Here is a 17029-nt window from a genome sequence, read left to right as displayed (position 1 = left end):
TCAACGTCATCAACCAGCAGCCCGCCGGCTCCTACCAGCCCGGCCAGTTCGGCTGACCGAAACCGCCTGTCCCCGTGCCGCCGACCCCGGCGGCAGGGACAGGCCGGCGCCCGTCGACGGCGGTTCAGCGTCGGCGGAGGTACTCCAGGCCCTTCTCGCGCAGCGCGCGGTGAAGGCCGTCGTAGGCCGGAGCGCCGTCCAGCACGCTCTTGGGGAGCTTGGCGACCACGGTGTAGTTGGTGTCCACCACATTGCCGATCGGGGCCAGTCCGGCCTGGCTGACCAGCTGGTACGCGTCCAACTGGTGCAGGCCGGTGAGCGAGGCCGTCCAGCCGACGAGGTCGTGCTGGCTGATCCGGTAGGCGTCCTCCAGCGGCCGTACCGAGCCGGTCGACATCAGGAAGCGGTCGTTCTCCAGGCGCGGCCAGGCGGGGGCACCGCCCTTGATCAGGTCGATCACCACCACGGTGTTCATCGCCGCCTCCACCGCCGTGCCGCACACCTCGCCCTCGCCCTGCCGGCAGTGGCCGTCGCCGATCGCCAGCTGCGCCCCGGGTACGTTGACGCCCAGGTAGAGGGTGGTGCCCGCGCGCAGTTCCGGGGTGTCCATGTTCCCGCCGTGCGCTCCCGGCGTGATGCTCATGACGACCTCGCCGGCGGCGGGGGCGACGCCGACGGTGCCGTGCATCGGGTCCAGCGGCAGCTCGACCGTGTGGTCGGAGAACCGGGCCCGGAACAGGCAGCTGTTGCGGTCGCGGTCGATCCCGTACGTCCAGACCACTTCCTGGAGCGGGTCGTGCAGCATCGCCGTGGAGTGGGTCGCGGTCAGCGCGCCGAAGTGCGGGAAGGTGGTGGACACCGCCCAGTCCCGGGCGGGCGCGATGTCGACGAAGTGCACGGCCAGGGTGTCACCGGGCTCGGCCCCCTCGACGTGGATCGGGCCCGTGACCGGGTTGAGGTAGGGGAACTCGCACACCTTGCTGGGGAGGTCCTCCGGCCCCCGGACCAGGCCGCCGAAGCAGTCCTCGGTGAAGAGCTCCACGATGGTCCCCGGGCGCACCCGCAGCAGCGGCTCACGACCGCCGAAGGCGTAGGCGTACTGCTCGGGGGTGGGATGGAGTCGTACAACGTCGAGATCGTTCATGACTGCTCGGCCTCCCTGGCCGCGGAGGTCTCGGTGGGCAGTTCCGGACGCCGGCCCGCGATGAGCAGGCCGACCAGCAGGACGGCGCCGACCGCCAGCCACAGGAATCCCAGCCGCTGGGCGGTGACCTTGGCGTTGATCACGACGTAGGTGAGGATCGCGAAGCCGATCAGCGGAGCGACCAGGTGGCGCCACCAGTCGCGGCTGCCCTGGCGGACGACGTAGTGGACGACGACGGAGACGTGCAGCACCAGGAACGCCGTCATCGCCCCGAAGTTGACCAGGGAGCTGAGCAGAGTGATGCCGTCCGAGCGGGAGTTCATATAGAGGCCCAGTACGAGCGAGACCGCCGCGACGAGGACGGTGGCGTTGACCGGGACGCGGCGCCGGGCGTCGACCCTGGCGAGGAAACCGGGCAGTTGCCGGTCGCGGGCCATCGCGAAGAGCAGGCGGGAGGTGGCCGCCTGGGCGACCAGGGAGTTGGCGAAGCCCCAGGCGATGGCGGTGGCCAGCGCGCTCAGTGTCCCCAGCCAGGCGCCTCCGGCGACCCGCGCGGCGTCGTAGAAGGCGGTGCCGTCCGGGTCTCCGTCGCTGATCAGCTGCTGCGGCTCGGGCACCAGCATCGCGGCGAGCCAGGTCTGCACGATGAACAGCACCCCGGCCAGCAGCAGCGCCGCGGCCATCGAGCGGCCGATCGCCCGGGCCGACTCGCGGTTCTCCTCGGCGAGGGTGGAGATGCCGTCGAAGCCCAGGAAGCTGAGCACCGCGATCGACACCGCCCCGAAGATCAGGGACCAGGAGAAGGTGCCGGAGTTGTAGAAGGCGTGGAAGCTGAAGCCGTTGCCCTTCCCCCGGGCGAGCGCGACGACCCCGACGGCCAGGAAGATCGCGAGGACGACCAGTTCGGCCGCGAGCATGATCTTGTTGATCCTGGCGGTCATCTCGATGCCGAGGTAGTTCACGGCGGTGTTGAGCACCACGAAGCCGACCAGCCAGAGCCAGACCGGCACCGAGGCCACGAGCGAGTTCATCGCCACGGCGGCGATCAGGTAGAGCAGCGCCGGCACGAGGATGTAGTCGAGCAGGATCATCCAGCCGGACAGGAAGCCGAGCGGCGCGCCGATGCCCCGCCCGGCGTAGGAGTAGACCGACCCGGCCATCGGGAAGGCCCGGGACATCTGCGCGTACGAGTGCGCGGTGAACATCATCGCCAGCATGCCGATGGCGTAGGCGAGGGCCACCATGCCGCCGGAGCCCTGGAAGACCCCGCCGAAGATTCCGAAGGGCGCGATCGGCACCATGAAGACCAGGCCGTAGACCACCAGGTCCCAGAAACCCAGTGAACGCGCCAACTGCTGGGTGTAGCCGTACTTCTCGAGCTGTTCCCCTTGAGGTGCACTGTCGCTCACGTCGCCTCCCCGGCGGCCGCGGTCCCCTGACTGGCGGGGTGATCTTAGGGGCCGCGCGGGACGCAGGGGAACGCCTGTGCACAGGGATTCTGATCGACTGTGAGGTGATGATCGCTCAGCTCGACGCCGCGCGGCGATCAGCGGGACCGGACCCGATCTCGACCACACGCGCCCACTCGGGCGGTGAGTCCGGCACATAGTCGGGAGAGTCCTCGCGCCACGACCGGAAAGCCCGCAGCCGGGGGAACAGGCCCACCACCGTGCGGCACTCCGGCCGGCTCTCCCGCCACGGTGTCTGACCGCCGGTCAGGACCACGACGATGTCCGGCCGGGGCCGTGCTCGGAGCGTCTTTCAGGTCGGCGGCGACGGCCAGCCGTCGCCCCGGCCGCGGGCCGGACGGGCGTCCGCGCGGACCCGGGCCGCGCCGTGAAGTCCGAGGGTGGTTCCGGTATCGCCCCGCAGTGGCAGCCGGACCGGCTCGCGCAGTGCGGCGGGCCCGCGTCGTCACGTCGGTTCGGCGGTCTGCTCCGCGTCGAGCGCGTCCGCGAGGAACTGCTGCCGATCAACGACGGCCCGGTCGATCTCACCTGTCGCGACCAGCCGGCCCGAACCGTCGACGGCCCGCACCCGGAAGGTGAGGCGCCGGCCGGCGAAGGAGGCCGGAGCTTCGGCGAACACATCGACCCGTCCCCCGACCGGCGTGGCACGGACGTGCTCGATGCGCAGCGCCGTCCCCACCGTTGTCTGACCCGTCGCGGTGAACCGTGCGGCGGACCGCACCGTCGCCGCCTCCATCCACGCGATCAGCCGCGGCGTGGACAGCACCGGCACATCTCCGCTGCCCACCGTTGCCGCGGTGTCGGCGTCGGTCACCTCGTGGCGCATGCCACCACGTTAACCGCTCGTGGTGTCGGCGGCGTCCAGCCACTGGGCGAGCACGGCGGCCTCGCTGCGATCGACGTCCTTGGTGGCGGTGAGCAACGTGACCCGATCGTGGGCGGCCAGGTCACGCAGGTGCTCCACGGCCGGCCGGTGATCGGCGTCCCCCAGTTCGGCGATGTAGCGCTCACGGAACTCGGGGAAGAGGTCCGGGTCGTGGTGGTACCAGTGGCGCAGGTCGGGCGACGGCGCGACATCGCGGAGCCACTCGTCCAGGTGGGCGCGCTCCTTGCTGACGCCGCGGGGCCACAGCCGGTCCACGAGTACTCGTCTGCCGTCCTGCGACGAGGTGTCCTGGTAGATCCGCCGGTACCTGAACCGTCCGGCCATGGCCGTCGTCACCTTCCCCGCTCGGCCTGCATGGCAACCATCACTCTATCGGCGGCCCGGCACCGGGGCTCGTTCAGCCGGGGCACGACCGCCGGAACCGGCCGGGCGGAGAGGACGGCCGACAGGCGACCTTTCACCTCTCCGTCCGGCCCGGCGGCACCGTGCGGCCGCGGCCCGGATCGGGTCAGAGGAGGTACTCGCCGAGCGCGTACCCCTTCGGTTCCGTGATCAGTTCGATCCGCAACCCGTTGGGGTCGGCCAGGAACATGCTGTTCGCGACCTCGCTCGGGAAGCTCGCGTAGGGGATGCCCCGCTCGTCGAGGCGGCTCTTCACTTCGTCGTACGCCTCCGCTGTGACGGACACCGCGATGTGGTGACCGCCTCCGACCGTCTCCGCGTAGTCGGGGTGGGGGTGGCCCGGGAAGTCGAAGAAGGCGAGCATGTTCTCGCCACCGAGATCGAAGAAGAAGTGGGTCGATCCGGGGTAGTCCCGGTTCTCGAGGAGATCCACCAGCGGGAATCCCACCACGTCCCGGTAGAAGAGGATGGTCTCCTCGACGTCGCGGGCGATGAACGCGGCGTGGTGGACCCCTTGTGCCGTGGACGGAGTCCGCTCCGCGGTCGGGACGAGATACCGGTCCCTCAGCTCCGCCTGGCGCTCCAGAAGCGCTTGCAGCTCCTCGCCTTGCGGCTGTGCCATGGTCGTACTCCTTCTTCCTGCGAACGGCGCGGATCCCGCGGGAACGACCGGTGCGGGCGGGCGCCGGCGGGCCTGGTGCGCGTCGCGATGGACGGGGCGGCCCTGCGTGCTCCGGCCGGGACCCGCCCGCACCTCACTCCTGACTTGACGCTTCAACGAAGCCTAGAGCTTTTTACTTGTTGAATCAAGAATTTGCCGAAACCGGAGCGGCCGGGTGCGCCGGGTACGCGCCTGCGCCAGGTCGACGCCTCGCCGACGGCGGCCGGCAGGCGGCGGCAAGCTCACGCGGTCTCGGCCCTGCCGGCCCCCGCCACGACCGCTTCGGCGATGGACCGCGCGGTCACCCCCGCCTCGGCCGGCACCGCGGCGCGGCTGCTCTGCTCGGGGAAGCCCACGGTCACTCCGAGCACGCGCACATCCGCGGCGATTCCCGCATCGTGCAGCTCCTGGATCACGGCGGTTCCCACGCCGCCCGTGCGCAGTCCGTCCTCGACCGCCACCACCACGGGATGACGGGCGGCCGGCCGCAGCAGCTCAAGCGGAAGCGGCTTGACCCACCGAGGATCCACCACCGTGGTCTCCACGCGCCCCACCGAGCACACAGCTCCGCCGCCTCGAGCGCCGTTCGCGTCATGGCACCTGCGGCGACCACGAGGAATCCGCCGCGCGACTCGCGCAGCACATCGACATCGCCCACACGGCGCAGCCCGGCCACCACCTCGGCCCGAGGCGGACCGCGGCGCCGGGACCGTGGACCTCGTCGGCGGCTTCGAGGTCACGAGGGCTGCCCGGAACGTCGGGGCCCCCGGCACGCCAGGATCGCGGCAGATCAGGACGTCGGCGTCCGGAGGCCGCGGGCGCCTGCGCGGCATGTCCGGATCCGAGGGCCCGATGTCCTCCGGTACGGCCTTCGCCCGCTCCCCGAGCCGCGTTCTACGTGGCGTCAGGGACGCAGCCGACTCCGGAGGTCGAGAGCACAACACCGCGCCCGGTCGCGGTCAGCGGGTCCCCTCGAACGGGACGGCCCGGGCAAGACCGGGAATCCGCGAACGTGGCCCTGACGGCCAGGTGCCGTCAGCGGTCCGGGGAGATCCGCGGATCAATGCCGGCGCTGTCCTTCCCCACACCGCAACTCGGCGCCGCTGGACACGTGCGCGTCGAACGCGACCGTAGACGGACCTGGAAGGGACCTGCATGACTCCGAACGACCACACCGACGGCATCCCCCCGGAACTGATCGTCATCCCCTGCGGCGCACGCAAGCTGGACCACCGCGCACGGGCGGCGGACATGTACATCGGTTCCTACCACCGCGCGTGCCGAAAGGCCGCCGAGGCACTCCGGCCGGATCGGCTCGTGATCCTCTCCTCCCGTTACGGTCTGCTCGACCTCGACGACGAGATCGAGCCCTACGACACAGCGCACGGCGCCGCCGACGCGGTGACGGCCCGAGTCCTCCTGGGCCAGGCGGAGTACCTCGGGATAGCCGCCCTCGACCCCGTCGTGATCCTCGGCGGTGCCCGTCATGCCGCGCTCGCCAAGGCCGTGTGGCCGCATGCCCGGACCCCGTTGAGCGGAACGCGGGGCATGGGCGAGCAGTTCGCACGACTCGCGGCGATGGCACGCTCCGCGTGCTGCCCGACGGGGTTCCCAAGCCAAGGCGAGCCAGGTGGCGCAGCGGGCACTTCACCGACCACGGCCCGCGCACGCGACGCGCGAAGGGCCATGCTGCTCCGGCGCCGCAACGGATAGTCATGCGCTTACGTCCCAGGGTGGTGACGCATGGGCCCTCCGTCGTCAACCCACCGTCGTCGTGGCCCCGCAACGGGGTTCCCGGCCTCCGGGCCCGGAAGCGGGGGAGCACCGCCGTCAGCGGGCAACCGAGCGCGATGAACACAGCGGCCTCGCCCCAGTGCCGGAGCGCCACGCCCGGATACAGGCCCTCGCTCGTCACCACGCCCCGTTGAGCGCCACCCCCAGGTGCCGGCGCGGCCCGCTCGCGTGCCGCACCGCCCAGCCCGCCGTCGCCACCAGGGGACCGCAGACCAAGCCGACCGCGCGCCACACGGCTGCCGTGGGCAGCCCGCCGCCCCCGACTTCTGACCCCAGGGCGCGGCCCCGCGCCCTGGGGTCAGAAGTCGGTTTTGCCCGGGCTTTGCGGGGTTGCGGAAACAGAACGGCGGAGCCCGGGGTTCCGAGGTATATGGCAACTCTTGGACTCATCGGCAGCGGAAAAATCGGCGGCACCCTCGCACGGCTCGCCGTGGACGCGGGCCTGGATGTGGTGCTCAGCAACTCGCGCGGCCCGGAGACACTCGGCGACCTGGTGTCCGAGCTCGGCCCCCGGGCGCGCGCGGCGACCCCGGAGGAGGCCGCCACGGCCGGCGACTGGGTCGTGGTGACCATCCCGCTCAGGGCGTTCGACCAGGTCCCGGTCGCCCCGCTGACCGGGAAGACGGTCATCGACACCGGCAACTACTACCCGGAACGGGACGGGGAGATCGCCGCGCTCAAGGACGGCGCCACCACGGACAGCCGGCTGCTCCAGGGCCATCTGCCCGACGCCCACGTGGTGAAGGCGTTCAACAACATCTTCTTCCGTCACCTCGCCGCGCTGGCCCGCCCGAAGGGCTCGCCCGACCGGACCTCGCTGCCGATCGCGGGGGACGACCCGGCCGCGGTCACACACGCCACCGACCTTCTCGACCTGCTCGGATACGACGCCCTCGCCTACGGCACCCTCGCCGACAGCTGGCGCTCCCAGCCCGGCACCCCCGTCTACGGCCTGCCGTACGCCGGCGGTTCCGCGGACTTCGCGAACGCCGAGGCCACCCCGGCCTCCGCCGGCACCATTCGGGACCTCCTGGCCGCCGCCGAGCACTGACCCCTGCCGCCCTCCGGCGGCAGCGGCACCGGCGCGCCGCGGACGGGGCGCGCCGGTGCGGTGGGCGGAGGACCGAGGGGCGGAGGAACCGGGCGTCAGATGCTGAAGCGCTCCCGGGAGAGCAGCGGACGCACCCGGGAGGCGAATCCGCCCGTGCGAAACGGCTGTTGGAGCAGGCCGGGGCGGAGCTGCTGGGCGATGGCGGCCGCGATCATGCCCTGGTCGAGGGCGAGCACGAAGTCGCTGACCCGGCCGGTGGTGACATTGACGGAGTCCCGGAAGCCGTACTCCTCGTCGTAGGCGCCGAAGTCGCTCGCCAGGGCCCGGAGGTTGGCCATCGCCTCGCCGCGGGCGAAGGGCAGGGCGAGGAAAGAGGCGTGCGGGGTGACGACGCCCAGGGAGTAGTAGCCGTCGGTCTGCTGGCCGATGGCGTCCACGCCGTACTCGCGGTAGCCGCCTTCGGGGATGTTCGCGGGCGAGAAGCCCCAGTAGCCGTACTCCTCCTCGACGAGGCCGTGCTCGATCTGACTGCGCACGTAGCGGCGGTGCGTGGTGCCCCAGGAGTGCGGGGCCCACTCCGGCTCGGGGACGAACAGCGGCACCATGAGGGCCTCGAACATCGAGCCGCCCCAGGTGGGGACGAGCTTGCGGCCGCGGTAGGTGTAGTGGCCCTGCCAGACCTGGAAGCCGTCGATCGTGGCGTACCAGCCGCCGGGCGCCTGCTCCTGCTCCCACTCGGGGAGCATGGTGCGGTACAGGTGCCAATAGTGCTCGGCGGGCAGGCTGCCGTCGGCGATGCCGAGGTAACTCGCCATGCGGGGCTCGGTGTTGAGTGCGCCGTAGTGGTGCCCGGTGGGCTCTCCGTTGTCGGTCCAGAAGCCGCCGCGCAGCTGGCCGGGATGGCCCGCCGGGTCCGCGGGGTCGTAGGGCGTGTAGTAGTACGACCAGTCGGCGTCGGCCAGGAGCCGGGCGATGCGCGGGCGCAGCGCGGGGTCGGCGTGGGCGGCGATGCGCAGTCCCGTGACGAGCCAGGCGTTGTCGACGGAGGAGAGGAACGGGCGGACCGGGCCGCCGCTCTCCGGCCAGGTCGTGAGGACGGAACCGTCGTACGCGTCGTACCAGTTGAGCCAGAAGCCGTGGTGCCGCTCCAGCAGCTCTACGGCGGCGACGGTGCGGGACAGGTCGCGGTGCATGTCGTCCCGGGAGATCACGCCGAGGCCGGCGGCGGCGACCGTGGACCACAGCCCGCTGCCGATGTTGGTGGGCGAGGTCTGGCGCGCGGGGACCGGGCGCCCGGGACCGCTGACGTCGATCTTGTCGGAGGTGAGCCCGAGTCCGGTCGTCATGGCGGCGATCGAGCGGTACGTGGCGCGGAACCAGGTGCGCAGCAGCTCCGCGCCGGCGCCGGGCGCGGACGTTGCCGCTGACGCGAAGGCGTGCGGCGCGGAGGCCAGACCGAGGGCGAGCGCTCCGGCCCCGGTTCCGGCGGCGGTGAGGAAGGTACGACGGTCCATACGGCTCCAGCTCCTGGGAGAGGTGGGTGAGGTGGGATCTGTCGTGAGCGGTGTGGCGCGAGCGGTGCGGCGTGAGCGGTGTGGCGCGAGCGGTGCGGCCAGGTGGTCGCGTGGCCGGGTGGCCGAACGGCCGGGTGGCGATGTGCGGGAGCCGGCGGGTGTCAGGAGCCCGCCGGCTCCCGGGTCCGGTCGGCCGTCGTACGACGGGCCGGGCGAGGGAGGTTCAGCCGGCGGCGCGCGGGAGTTCGCGGCTGCGGCCGAGCCCGCCCAGCCAGCGGGCCGACGGCTTGGGGGTGCGCGCGAAGGTCTCGGGGTCGACGGAGATCAGGCCGAAGGTGGGGGTGTAGGAGCCCCACTCGTAGTTGTCCAGGGCGCTCCAGGCCAGGTAGCCCCGGACGTCCAGGCCGTCCTCGATGGCGGCGGCGACCTCGCCGAGCGCTCCGGTGTAGTAGTCGACGCGGCGGGAGTCGTCGGCGGTGGCGATGCCGTTCTCGGTGACGATCAGCGGGACGTCCCCGACGATCCGCGCGGTGTGGCGCAGGGCGTGGCCGACCGCGGCCGGGTAGTACTCCCACTGGGTGAGGGTGCGCTCGGCGTCCTGGGGTGCCGGGATCGGGCCGTCGGCGCCGATCTTGGTACGGGTGTAGGACTGGACGCCGATCCAGTCGTCGCCGCGGGCGGCCTCGATGAAGACGTCCTCGCGCGGGTGCCGGTAGGCCGCGGTGGCGTCCTCCGCGCCGGGCAGGGCCTGGTAGACCTGGTTGGCGACGGACCAGCCGACCCGGATTCCGGGGTTGATCTCCTTGACGGCATCCCTGGCCGCGTGGTGCGCGGCGATGACCGCCCGGGTGGTCTCCTCGTCGGGGGTGGGCAGGCCCGCCGGGGGGAAGCCGTGCTCACCGGACTTGGCGAGCCCGGCGATCACCGAGATCATGTTGGGCTCGTTGATGGTGCACACGTGCCCGACGCCCTCGCCGATGACCGGCGCGGTGGCCCGCACGTAGCGCTCGAACAGCTCCACGGCGCCCTCGGCGGTCCAGCCGCCGCGGTCCTCGAACCACTGCGGCACGGTGAAGTGGTGCAGGGTGATCATCGGCCGCAGGCCGCGCTCCAGCGCGCCCTCGACCATGCGGCGGTAGTGGGCGAGCTCCGCCCGGGAGAAGTGGCCGGGCGCCGGCTCGATCCGGGCCCACTCGATGCTGAAGCGGTAGTCCGTGAAGCCGAGTCCGGCCAGCACGTCCATGTCCTCGCGCCAGCGGTGGTAGCTGTCGCAGGCGTCCAGGCTCGGCTCCTTGATGCCCGCGGCCTCGTCGTGCTCCTTGCGCCACCAGTCGCTGTTGGTGTTGTTGCCCTCGATCTGGTGGGCGGCGGTGGAGGCCCCCCACAGGAAGCCCTCGGGGAACGGGGTCACGGCGTGCGTCATCGCTGAGTCTTTCTGGTGCGTGGGAAACGGGGCCGCGGGGAGCCGCCGGGTGGTGTGCCGGGGGCGGCGGCGGGCCGCGGCGCTACGGGGCGCGGGGCGTGCGCCGGCGGGCTACTTCATGCCCGCGGTCGCGACGCCCTGGGTGAAGTGCCGCTGCAGTACGGCGAAGACGAGCAGGACGGGCAGGACGACCAGGAGGGATCCCGCCATCAGCATGCCGTTGGAGCCCGCCGAGCGGTTGGGGTCGGTGGCGAAGGTGGCCAGCGCCACCGGGAGGGTGTACTTGTCCGGGTCGTTGGTGGCGATCAGCGGCCACACGAAGTTGTTCCAGGAGCCCAGGAACGTGAAGATCGCCAGCGTGGCCAGGGCCGGCTTCACCAGCGGCATGGCGATCCGCCAGAAGATGTACCACTCGCCCGCGCCGTCCAGCCGCGCCGCCTCCAGCAGTTCGTCGGGGATGGCCTGCATGAACTGCCGCATCAGGAAGACCCCGAACGCCCCGGCCGCGAACGGCAGCACCAGGGCCGCGTAGGAGTCGAGCAGCCCGAGGTTGCTCATCAGCACGAACATCGGCAGCAGCATCAGGTTGCCGGGGACCATGAGGGCGCCGAGCACCAGCCCGAAGATCTTGCCGCGCCCGGCGAACCGCAGCTTGGCCAGGGCGTAGCCGAGCATCGAGCAGAAGACCAGGTTGCACACGGTGGTGAGGACCGCGACGACGAGCGAGTTGGCGAAGTACAGCGGCAGGTCGAGCCGGTCGAGCAGCCGGCGGAAGTTGTCCAGGGTCCACTCGCGCGGGATCCACACCGGCGGTGAGGCAGTCAGCTCGCGGCCGGTCTTGAACGCCGACAGCGCCATCCACAGGAACGGCGCGGCCATGACCACCAGTGCGGCGGAGACCAGGACGTACGTCAGCGGCCTGCGGATCCCCGGGACGGGGCGGGCCGTGCCGGTGCGGGTCGGGGTCATCGGGTGTTGTCCTTCAGCAGTCGGAGCTGGAGCGCCGTGATGCCCAGGATCACCACGAAGAGCACATACGCCATCGCGCTCGCATAGCCCATGTGGAAGAAGTTGAACCCCTCGCGGTACATGTCCAGCGAGACGGTCAGCGTGCGGTCCGAGGGGCCGCCCTGGGTCATCACGAACGGCTCCTCGAAGACGTTGAGGTAGCCGATGGTGGTGATGACGGTCGCGTACAGCAGCGTGGGCCGCAGCAGCGGGACGGTGATGCGGCGCAGTTCCTGCCAGGCGCCGGCGCCGTCGAGCCGCGCCGCCTCGCGGACTTCTGTGGGGATGGCCTGCAGGCCGGCGATGAGCAGCACCATGACCGTGCCGAGGTTGCGCCACACGGCCATGGCGATCAGCGAGGGCATGGCGAGCGACCCGGAGCCCAGGAAGTCGGGTGCGGTGAGGCCGACCTCCGCGAACAGCCCGGCGATCAGGCCGTCCGCCGGATCGAGGACGAAGCGCCACACGACGGCGACGGCGACGATGCTGGTGACGACCGGCGCGTAGAAGCCGACCCGGAAGAAGGTCCGAGCCCGGTCGATGCCGTTGTTCAGCGCCAGGGCGGCGGCCAGGCCCATCACGATGGTCAGCGGGACCCCGACGAGGACGAAGTACGCCGTGTTGAACAGCGCCGTGAGGAACTTGTCGTCCCCGAACAGCCGTACGTAGTTGTCGAGGCCGATGAACTGCGCGTCGAACGGGTGCGTGACGTCGCGCAGTCTGAAGTCGGTGAAGCTCATCACCAGCGTGGCGAGGATGGGCAGCGCCATGAAGACGCCGAACAGCACCAGGAACGGGGTGGAGAACAGCCAGCCCGCCAGGTTCTGCACGCCCAGGGAGCCGCGTCTGCGGCCCCGGGCCGGCCCGGCGGCCGAGGGGTGCTCCCCCGGCCGGGTCGCCCCGCTCGCCGCGTTCGCGGCCGTCTTTGTCGTGGTGCTCATGGCGTCCTACTTCAGGAGGCTCTCGACCTGGGACTGGGCCTTGTCCGCCGCGTCCTTGGCCGGGCTCCTGCCCTGCGTCACCGCGCCGATGGCCTCGTCGACCTTGGAGGTGATCTCGGTCAGGTTGGCCAGCGTGGGCGCCGCCTTGGCGGTCTCCATCTGCTTGCGGAAGACCTGCAGGTCGGGGCTCTGGGTGAGCTCACCGGAGTCCCATGCGGCGGTGTTGGCCGGCAGGTCGCTCGTGAGCCGGTACCAGTCGGCCTGGCTCTTGGCGTCGGTGAGGTACTTGATGAACTCCGTGGCGGCGGCCTTGTGCTCGCTGTCCTTGGAGACCACCAGGCTGGAGCCGCCCGCCATCGAGGTGGACGACTGGTCGGACGGGACGGCGGCCACGGCCCACTTGCCCTTCAGGTCCGGGTACTGCTCGTTGAGGATGCCCCGGTGCCAGGGGCCGGAGAAGAACATGGGCACGTCGCCGGTGTTGAAGTCCTTGGTGACGTCGTAGCCGGGCGTAACGCTCTTGCGGACCAGGCCCTTGTCGAAGAAGCTGCCGTAGTACTCGAGCGCCTTGACGGCCGCCGGGGAGTTGACGGCGGCCTTGCCGCCGTCGTCGATGAGCGTGCCGCCGGCGGAGTACAGGAACGGGTAGAAGCTCTGCACCGTGTCCAGGCCGCTGGACTGGATGTACAGGCCCCACTTGGTTCCGGCCTTGTGCTGGTACGCGGCGGCGTCCTGCTGCAGCTCCTGCCAGGTGGCCGGGGGCTTGGCGATGCCGGCCTTCTCGGCGAGGTCGGTGCGGTAGTAGAGGACGCGGGTGTCGACGTACCACGGCACACCGTAGGCCGTGCCGTCGGCCACGCCCTGGTCCCAGCCGGCGGGGAAGAAGTCGCCCTTCTTGAAGACCTTGGTGTCGACCGGCTCCAGCACCCCGAGGTCGGCGAACTCGCCGAGGTACGTGCCGCCCATCTGCGCGACGTCGGGCAGCGTTCCGGCAGCAGCGGCGGCGACCAGCTTCTGGTGGGCGACGTCCCAGCCGACCGGGGTCACCTTGACGGTGATGTTGGGATGCGCCTTCTGGTACTCCTCGGCGACCTCACCCAGCTTCTCGCCCTCGGCACCCATGGCCCAGACGGTGAGCGTCTGCTTCTTGTCGGCCGCGACTTCCTTGCCGCCGTTGGAGCTGCCGCACGCGGCGGCGGCGAAGGCGGTCGTCGCCAATGTGAGGGCGACCGCTGAGTTTCTGACGGCTCGGCGCATGAGCGGGCTCCTCCTTGAGCACTGCGGTGAATGTATGCGCATCCTGTAAGCGCATACATTCACCCTGGTCCAGACGCCCGGGGCGGCGCAAGGGGAGGCTTGGTCACACTCACGTAACGGCGCGGACATCCGCGGGCACACGGCGCCGGGGTGGCGGGCAGGGGGCGGTGACCTCACGCCGCCATCGGGACGTCCGCACATCCCCGCGTGATGCGCCGGGTCGGTCCCCGGCGCATCCCTTCTCGGACAGGGCGCGGCTATCCGCAGCCGCAGCTCGCCCGGCGCACCACCGTGACCGGCAGCACCAGGGAACGGGGCTCGTCCGCGCGGCCGCCGTCCAGCCGGCGCACCAGCAGTTCCACGGCCTCCTCGCCCAGGCGCAGCATCGGCTGGCGCACCGTGGTCAGGGCGGGCCGTACCAGCCGGCTCAGCGCGATGCCGTCGAAGCCGGTCACCACCACGTCCTGCGGCACCCGGACACCGCGGCGCTCCAGGGTGTGCAGGGCGCCGACCGCCATCTGGTCGTTGGCGAAGACCATGGCCTGCGGCTGCTCCCCGCCGCGATCGAGCAGCGCCTCGGCCGCTCGCGCGCCCTCGGCCTGGGTCATCGGGTCGATCCGCAGGTCGGGCTCGTCGCCCACGGCGATGCCGTACGCCAGGCAGGCTTCGTGGTAGCCGCGGAACCGCGCCTCCGCGTCCGGCGAGGCCTTGTCCCCGCCGACGAAGGCGAGCCGACGCAGCCCGTGGTCCTCGATCAGATGCCGGGTGAGCTCCCGCTGCCCGTCCTGGTTGGCGACCTCGATGTGGTCGAGGTGGTCCAGCTGGTCGTCCTCCCGGGGGCCGGCGAGCATCACCACGGGCTGCCGCCGGGAGATCGCCTCCAGCTCCTCGGTCGGCACCGTCCTGGCCAGGACGGCGAAGCCGTCGACCCTCCCCGCCACCTTGGCGACCAGGCTCTCCGGCCCGCCCTGCAGCGAGGCCGCGATCAGCAGCGCGTAGCCGTGCCGGCGGGCGGCGCGCTCCATGCCGCGGATGATCTGGTCGGAGTAGAGCATGGCGGCGTCGTCCTCGGCGTCGCCCGCCTCGCTCTCCGCGTCCGGGTCGGAGTAGTCCGGGAAGCACAGCCCGAGCACGCCCGTGGATCGGCTGGCGAGGCCGCGTGCGTTCCCGCTCGGGACGTACCCGAGTTCGCGGGCGACCGCGAGGACCCGTTCCCGGGTCTGGGCCCGTACCGACTCCGGATTGCGGTAGACCCGCGACACGGTGGCGATGGAGACGCCCGCCTGCCCGGCGACGTCGTACACCGTGGGGACAGTGCTCACTGAGGCAACCCCAAGCTCCTTCGATCCGGCCGGAACCCTCCGTTCCGGCGGCGCTCCCAGGAGCCTGCCGGACGAACCGCATATGTTCCTGAAAGCGCATTCACCCTAGGCGCGGACATTGCGGGTGGGCAAGGGCGGCCCCTCCCCCGGCGGTGACCGGCAGGGGGGCGGCGCGGCGCGGCTCGTCCTCCCGGGTCGGTAACCTGAAGCCCCCGGGAACTCCCACCGGCCCGCCGGCTGCGTCGGCGCCCGGGCGTGGGAGACGTACGTGTGCCGCCGGCGCCGGAGGAAGAGTGACGGATCCGCTGACCGACGTGCTGGGCCTGCTCGACCTGCGCAGCGCGCACTTCGCACGGCTGGAGGCCCAGGAGCCGTGGGCCGTGGGCTTCTCGGGGTACCGGCACATCAAGTTCGGTGCCGTGCTGCGCGGCACCTGCAGGATCGTGGTGGCCGGGGTACCGGAGCCGGTGACCCTGACGGAGGGCGACTGCTACCTGATCGGCAGTGGTCGCGCCTACGTGCTGGCCGGCGGCCCCCCGATGCGCGCGGTACCGAGCACCGAGGTCTTCGCGAGCTACACCGAGGGGTCCACGGTCCGGATCGGTTCGGCTCCCGACGCGGTGGTCGTGGGCTGCGGATTCGACCTCGACGAGACCAACGCCGCCGTGCTCCTCGACGTCCTGCCGCCCCTCGTCCACGCGGGTGCGGGGTCGGGCGCGGCGACCGCCGTGCGGGCCGCGCTCGAACTCCTCCGTGCGGAGACGGACGAGCCCGCGCTGGGCACACCGTTCGTGACGGAGCGGCTGGCGCACGTTCTGCTGGTCCACCTGCTCAGGGCGCACGTCGCCGGGCACGGCGCCGAGGGCGGCGCCTGGCTCACCGCGCTCGCCGATCGCCACATCGGGGCCGCGCTGGGTCTCATGCACGACATGCCGGCCCACCCGTGGACCGTCGCCGAGCTCGCCGCGAAGAGCGGGATGTCGAGGTCCCGGTTCGCCGCCAGGTTCACGCAGACCGTGGGCGTCCCGCCGCTGGAGTACCTCGCGGGCTGGCGCATCCGCTCCGCCGCGCGGGAGCTGAGGACCGGCGACCGCACCGTCGCGTCGATCGCCGCGCACTGGGGCTACCGCTCCGAGAGCTCCTTCAGCCACGCCTTCAAACGCGCCATGGGCTCGTCGCCCGGGCGGTACCGCGCGGCAGGGCGAGACCGTCACGAGGATCCGGAGCCGCCCCGTCGCGAGCGGGTGCGCGCGGTGTGACGGCGACGGCGCCGCGGGTCATGGCCCGCGGCGCCGTCGCCCTCCTCGGAGCCCCGGGCGTCCCGGGGAAGTCCGCGGACTACCGGCCGGCGTCCGCGGTGATCAGCTCGGCCAGTTCGGCGGGCATGGACAGGAACGGGGAGTGCCCCGATGCCAGCCGGTACGTACGCTCCGCGCGGGCCGACATGGCCTCCTGGAACTCCGGGGCGAGCGCCGTGTCCTGCTCGGTGAGGATGTAGGTGGCGGGCGCGGTCCGCCAGGCGGTGGCGGTGAGCGGTTCGCAGAAGGATCTGGCCGTCTGGAGAACCAGCCGCGCGGCGGCGCTCTCCGCGTCCTGCGGGGCGGCGTCCGCGTAGAAGGCGGCCTTCGCGTCCTCGTAGTGCCCGTGCGCGGAGAGGGTCGCGACGTCGGCGCCGGAGATCTTCCCCCCGCTCAGGCTGTCGATGGACTCGCCCGTGTCGAGCACGAAGGCGGCGAGGAAGACGAGGCGGGACACGTTCGGCGCGCCCGCGGCGGCCTCCGTGACGGGGATGCCCCCGTAGGAGTGCGCGAGGACGGTCACCGGGCCCGCGACGGCGTCAAGGCGCTCGCGGACGACGCGTGCGTCGTCGTACATCCCGGCGGGGTTCCCGGCGTCCGGCGACGCGCTGGGCAGCTCGACCGTGTCGACCCGCCATCCCCGCGCGGTGAGCTCGGGGACGAGCTTCTCCCAGCACCAGGCGCCGTGCCAGGCACCGTGGACGAGCAGGACGGTGGGACGGCTGTTCTCTGCAGTGGTCATGTGAGGCCTTTGGTACACGATCGGAAAACGGGACGGACAACCAAAAAAGAGAGCGACAGCAGGGACACGTCCCCACGGGCGGGAAGCCGCCGGGCGGCCGGCGGTCCGGCCGCGGGG

At 71.8% G+C, this 17029-nt stretch carries 16 protein-coding genes and 1 pseudogene; 3 read left to right on the top strand and 14 right to left on the bottom strand.

Annotation, left to right across the window (positions count from 1 at the left end; genetic code table 11):
• Positions 1-124: 124 nt before the first annotated feature.
• The 7 genes and pseudogenes from ACWDAS_RS38250 to ACWDAS_RS38220 all read right to left on the bottom strand — a co-directional run bounded on the left by ACWDAS_RS38250 (position 125) and on the right by ACWDAS_RS38220 (position 5095).
• On the bottom strand, positions 125-1144 hold the full coding sequence (locus ACWDAS_RS38250) for an acetamidase/formamidase family protein (protein WP_450400206.1): 1020 nt from the start codon (positions 1142-1144) through the stop codon (positions 125-127).
• Positions 1141-2553 (bottom strand): APC family permease, encoded by a 1413-nt coding sequence (locus tag ACWDAS_RS38245; RefSeq protein ID WP_450400204.1) that lies wholly within the window; start codon positions 2551-2553, stop codon positions 1141-1143. The genes ACWDAS_RS38250 and ACWDAS_RS38245 overlap by 4 nt, the downstream gene beginning before the upstream one ends.
• Before the next feature lie 115 nt (positions 2554-2668).
• Positions 2669-2905: pseudogene (locus tag ACWDAS_RS38240) on the bottom strand (DUF2201 family putative metallopeptidase); the annotation flags it as partial.
• Positions 2906-3058: 153 nt separating this feature from the next.
• The gene (locus tag ACWDAS_RS38235) at positions 3059-3439 is read right to left on the bottom strand and encodes a thioesterase family protein (RefSeq protein WP_450400202.1); all 381 of its coding nucleotides are present in this window, start codon (positions 3437-3439) and stop codon (positions 3059-3061) included.
• Positions 3440-3448: 9 nt separating this feature from the next.
• On the bottom strand, positions 3449-3823 hold the full coding sequence (locus tag ACWDAS_RS38230) for a DUF488 domain-containing protein (protein ID WP_450400201.1): 375 nt from the start codon (positions 3821-3823) through the stop codon (positions 3449-3451).
• A 184-nt stretch (positions 3824-4007) separates the two neighbouring features.
• Positions 4008-4523 (bottom strand): VOC family protein, encoded by a 516-nt coding sequence (locus ACWDAS_RS38225; protein WP_450400199.1) that lies wholly within the window; start codon positions 4521-4523, stop codon positions 4008-4010.
• A gap of 281 nt (positions 4524-4804) precedes the next feature.
• Entirely contained in the window at positions 4805-5095 is a 291-nt protein-coding gene (locus ACWDAS_RS38220) for a transketolase C-terminal domain-containing protein (RefSeq protein WP_450400198.1), read from the bottom strand.
• A gap of 622 nt (positions 5096-5717) precedes the next feature.
• Between ACWDAS_RS38220 and ACWDAS_RS38215 the strand changes: the two genes are divergently transcribed.
• The gene (locus ACWDAS_RS38215; RefSeq protein ID WP_450400196.1) at positions 5718-6275 is read left to right on the top strand and encodes a DUF6884 domain-containing protein; all 558 of its coding nucleotides are present in this window, start codon (positions 5718-5720) and stop codon (positions 6273-6275) included.
• A 451-nt stretch (positions 6276-6726) separates the two neighbouring features.
• Positions 6727-7407, top strand: coding sequence for an NADPH-dependent F420 reductase (locus ACWDAS_RS38210; RefSeq protein WP_450400195.1), 681 nt, complete (start codon positions 6727-6729; stop codon positions 7405-7407).
• 95 nt (positions 7408-7502) lie between these two features.
• On the opposite strand, the gene ACWDAS_RS38205 is transcribed toward ACWDAS_RS38210, so the two are convergent.
• The 6 genes from ACWDAS_RS38205 to ACWDAS_RS38180 all read right to left on the bottom strand — a co-directional run bounded on the left by ACWDAS_RS38205 (position 7503) and on the right by ACWDAS_RS38180 (position 14872).
• The gene (locus ACWDAS_RS38205; protein ID WP_450400193.1) at positions 7503-8921 is read right to left on the bottom strand and encodes a glucoamylase family protein; all 1419 of its coding nucleotides are present in this window, start codon (positions 8919-8921) and stop codon (positions 7503-7505) included.
• A 223-nt stretch (positions 8922-9144) separates the two neighbouring features.
• The gene (locus ACWDAS_RS38200; RefSeq protein ID WP_450400192.1) at positions 9145-10344 is read right to left on the bottom strand and encodes a glycoside hydrolase family 1 protein; all 1200 of its coding nucleotides are present in this window, start codon (positions 10342-10344) and stop codon (positions 9145-9147) included.
• 111 nt (positions 10345-10455) lie between these two features.
• The gene (locus tag ACWDAS_RS38195; RefSeq protein WP_450400190.1) at positions 10456-11313 is read right to left on the bottom strand and encodes a carbohydrate ABC transporter permease; all 858 of its coding nucleotides are present in this window, start codon (positions 11311-11313) and stop codon (positions 10456-10458) included.
• Positions 11310-12293 carry a carbohydrate ABC transporter permease gene (locus ACWDAS_RS38190; RefSeq protein WP_450400189.1) on the bottom strand — a complete coding sequence of 328 codons (984 nt, stop codon included), beginning with the start codon at positions 12291-12293 and terminating at the stop codon, positions 11310-11312. The genes ACWDAS_RS38195 and ACWDAS_RS38190 overlap by 4 nt, the downstream gene beginning before the upstream one ends.
• A 6-nt stretch (positions 12294-12299) precedes the next feature.
• Positions 12300-13550, bottom strand: a complete 1251-nt coding sequence (locus tag ACWDAS_RS38185) for a sugar ABC transporter substrate-binding protein (protein ID WP_450400187.1) — start codon at positions 13548-13550, stop codon at positions 12300-12302.
• Positions 13551-13807: 257 nt separating this feature from the next.
• The gene (locus ACWDAS_RS38180; RefSeq protein WP_450400185.1) at positions 13808-14872 is read right to left on the bottom strand and encodes a LacI family DNA-binding transcriptional regulator; all 1065 of its coding nucleotides are present in this window, start codon (positions 14870-14872) and stop codon (positions 13808-13810) included.
• Between the two features lie 293 nt (positions 14873-15165).
• Here ACWDAS_RS38180 and ACWDAS_RS38175 point away from each other — a divergent pair, with 293 nt between their 5' ends.
• Entirely contained in the window at positions 15166-16131 is a 966-nt protein-coding gene (locus tag ACWDAS_RS38175) for an AraC family transcriptional regulator (RefSeq protein ID WP_450400183.1), read from the top strand.
• Positions 16132-16210: 79 nt separating this feature from the next.
• Here the strand turns inward: ACWDAS_RS38175 and ACWDAS_RS38170 are convergent, their stop codons facing one another.
• Positions 16211-16912 (bottom strand): alpha/beta fold hydrolase, encoded by a 702-nt coding sequence (locus ACWDAS_RS38170; RefSeq protein WP_450400182.1) that lies wholly within the window; start codon positions 16910-16912, stop codon positions 16211-16213.
• Between the last annotated feature and the right edge of the window lie 117 nt (positions 16913-17029).

The organism is Streptomyces sp. NPDC001070 (assembly GCF_053598835.1).
The sequence above is the reverse complement of the archived record's forward strand: the minus strand, read 5'-3'. Positions and strand labels throughout refer to the sequence as shown.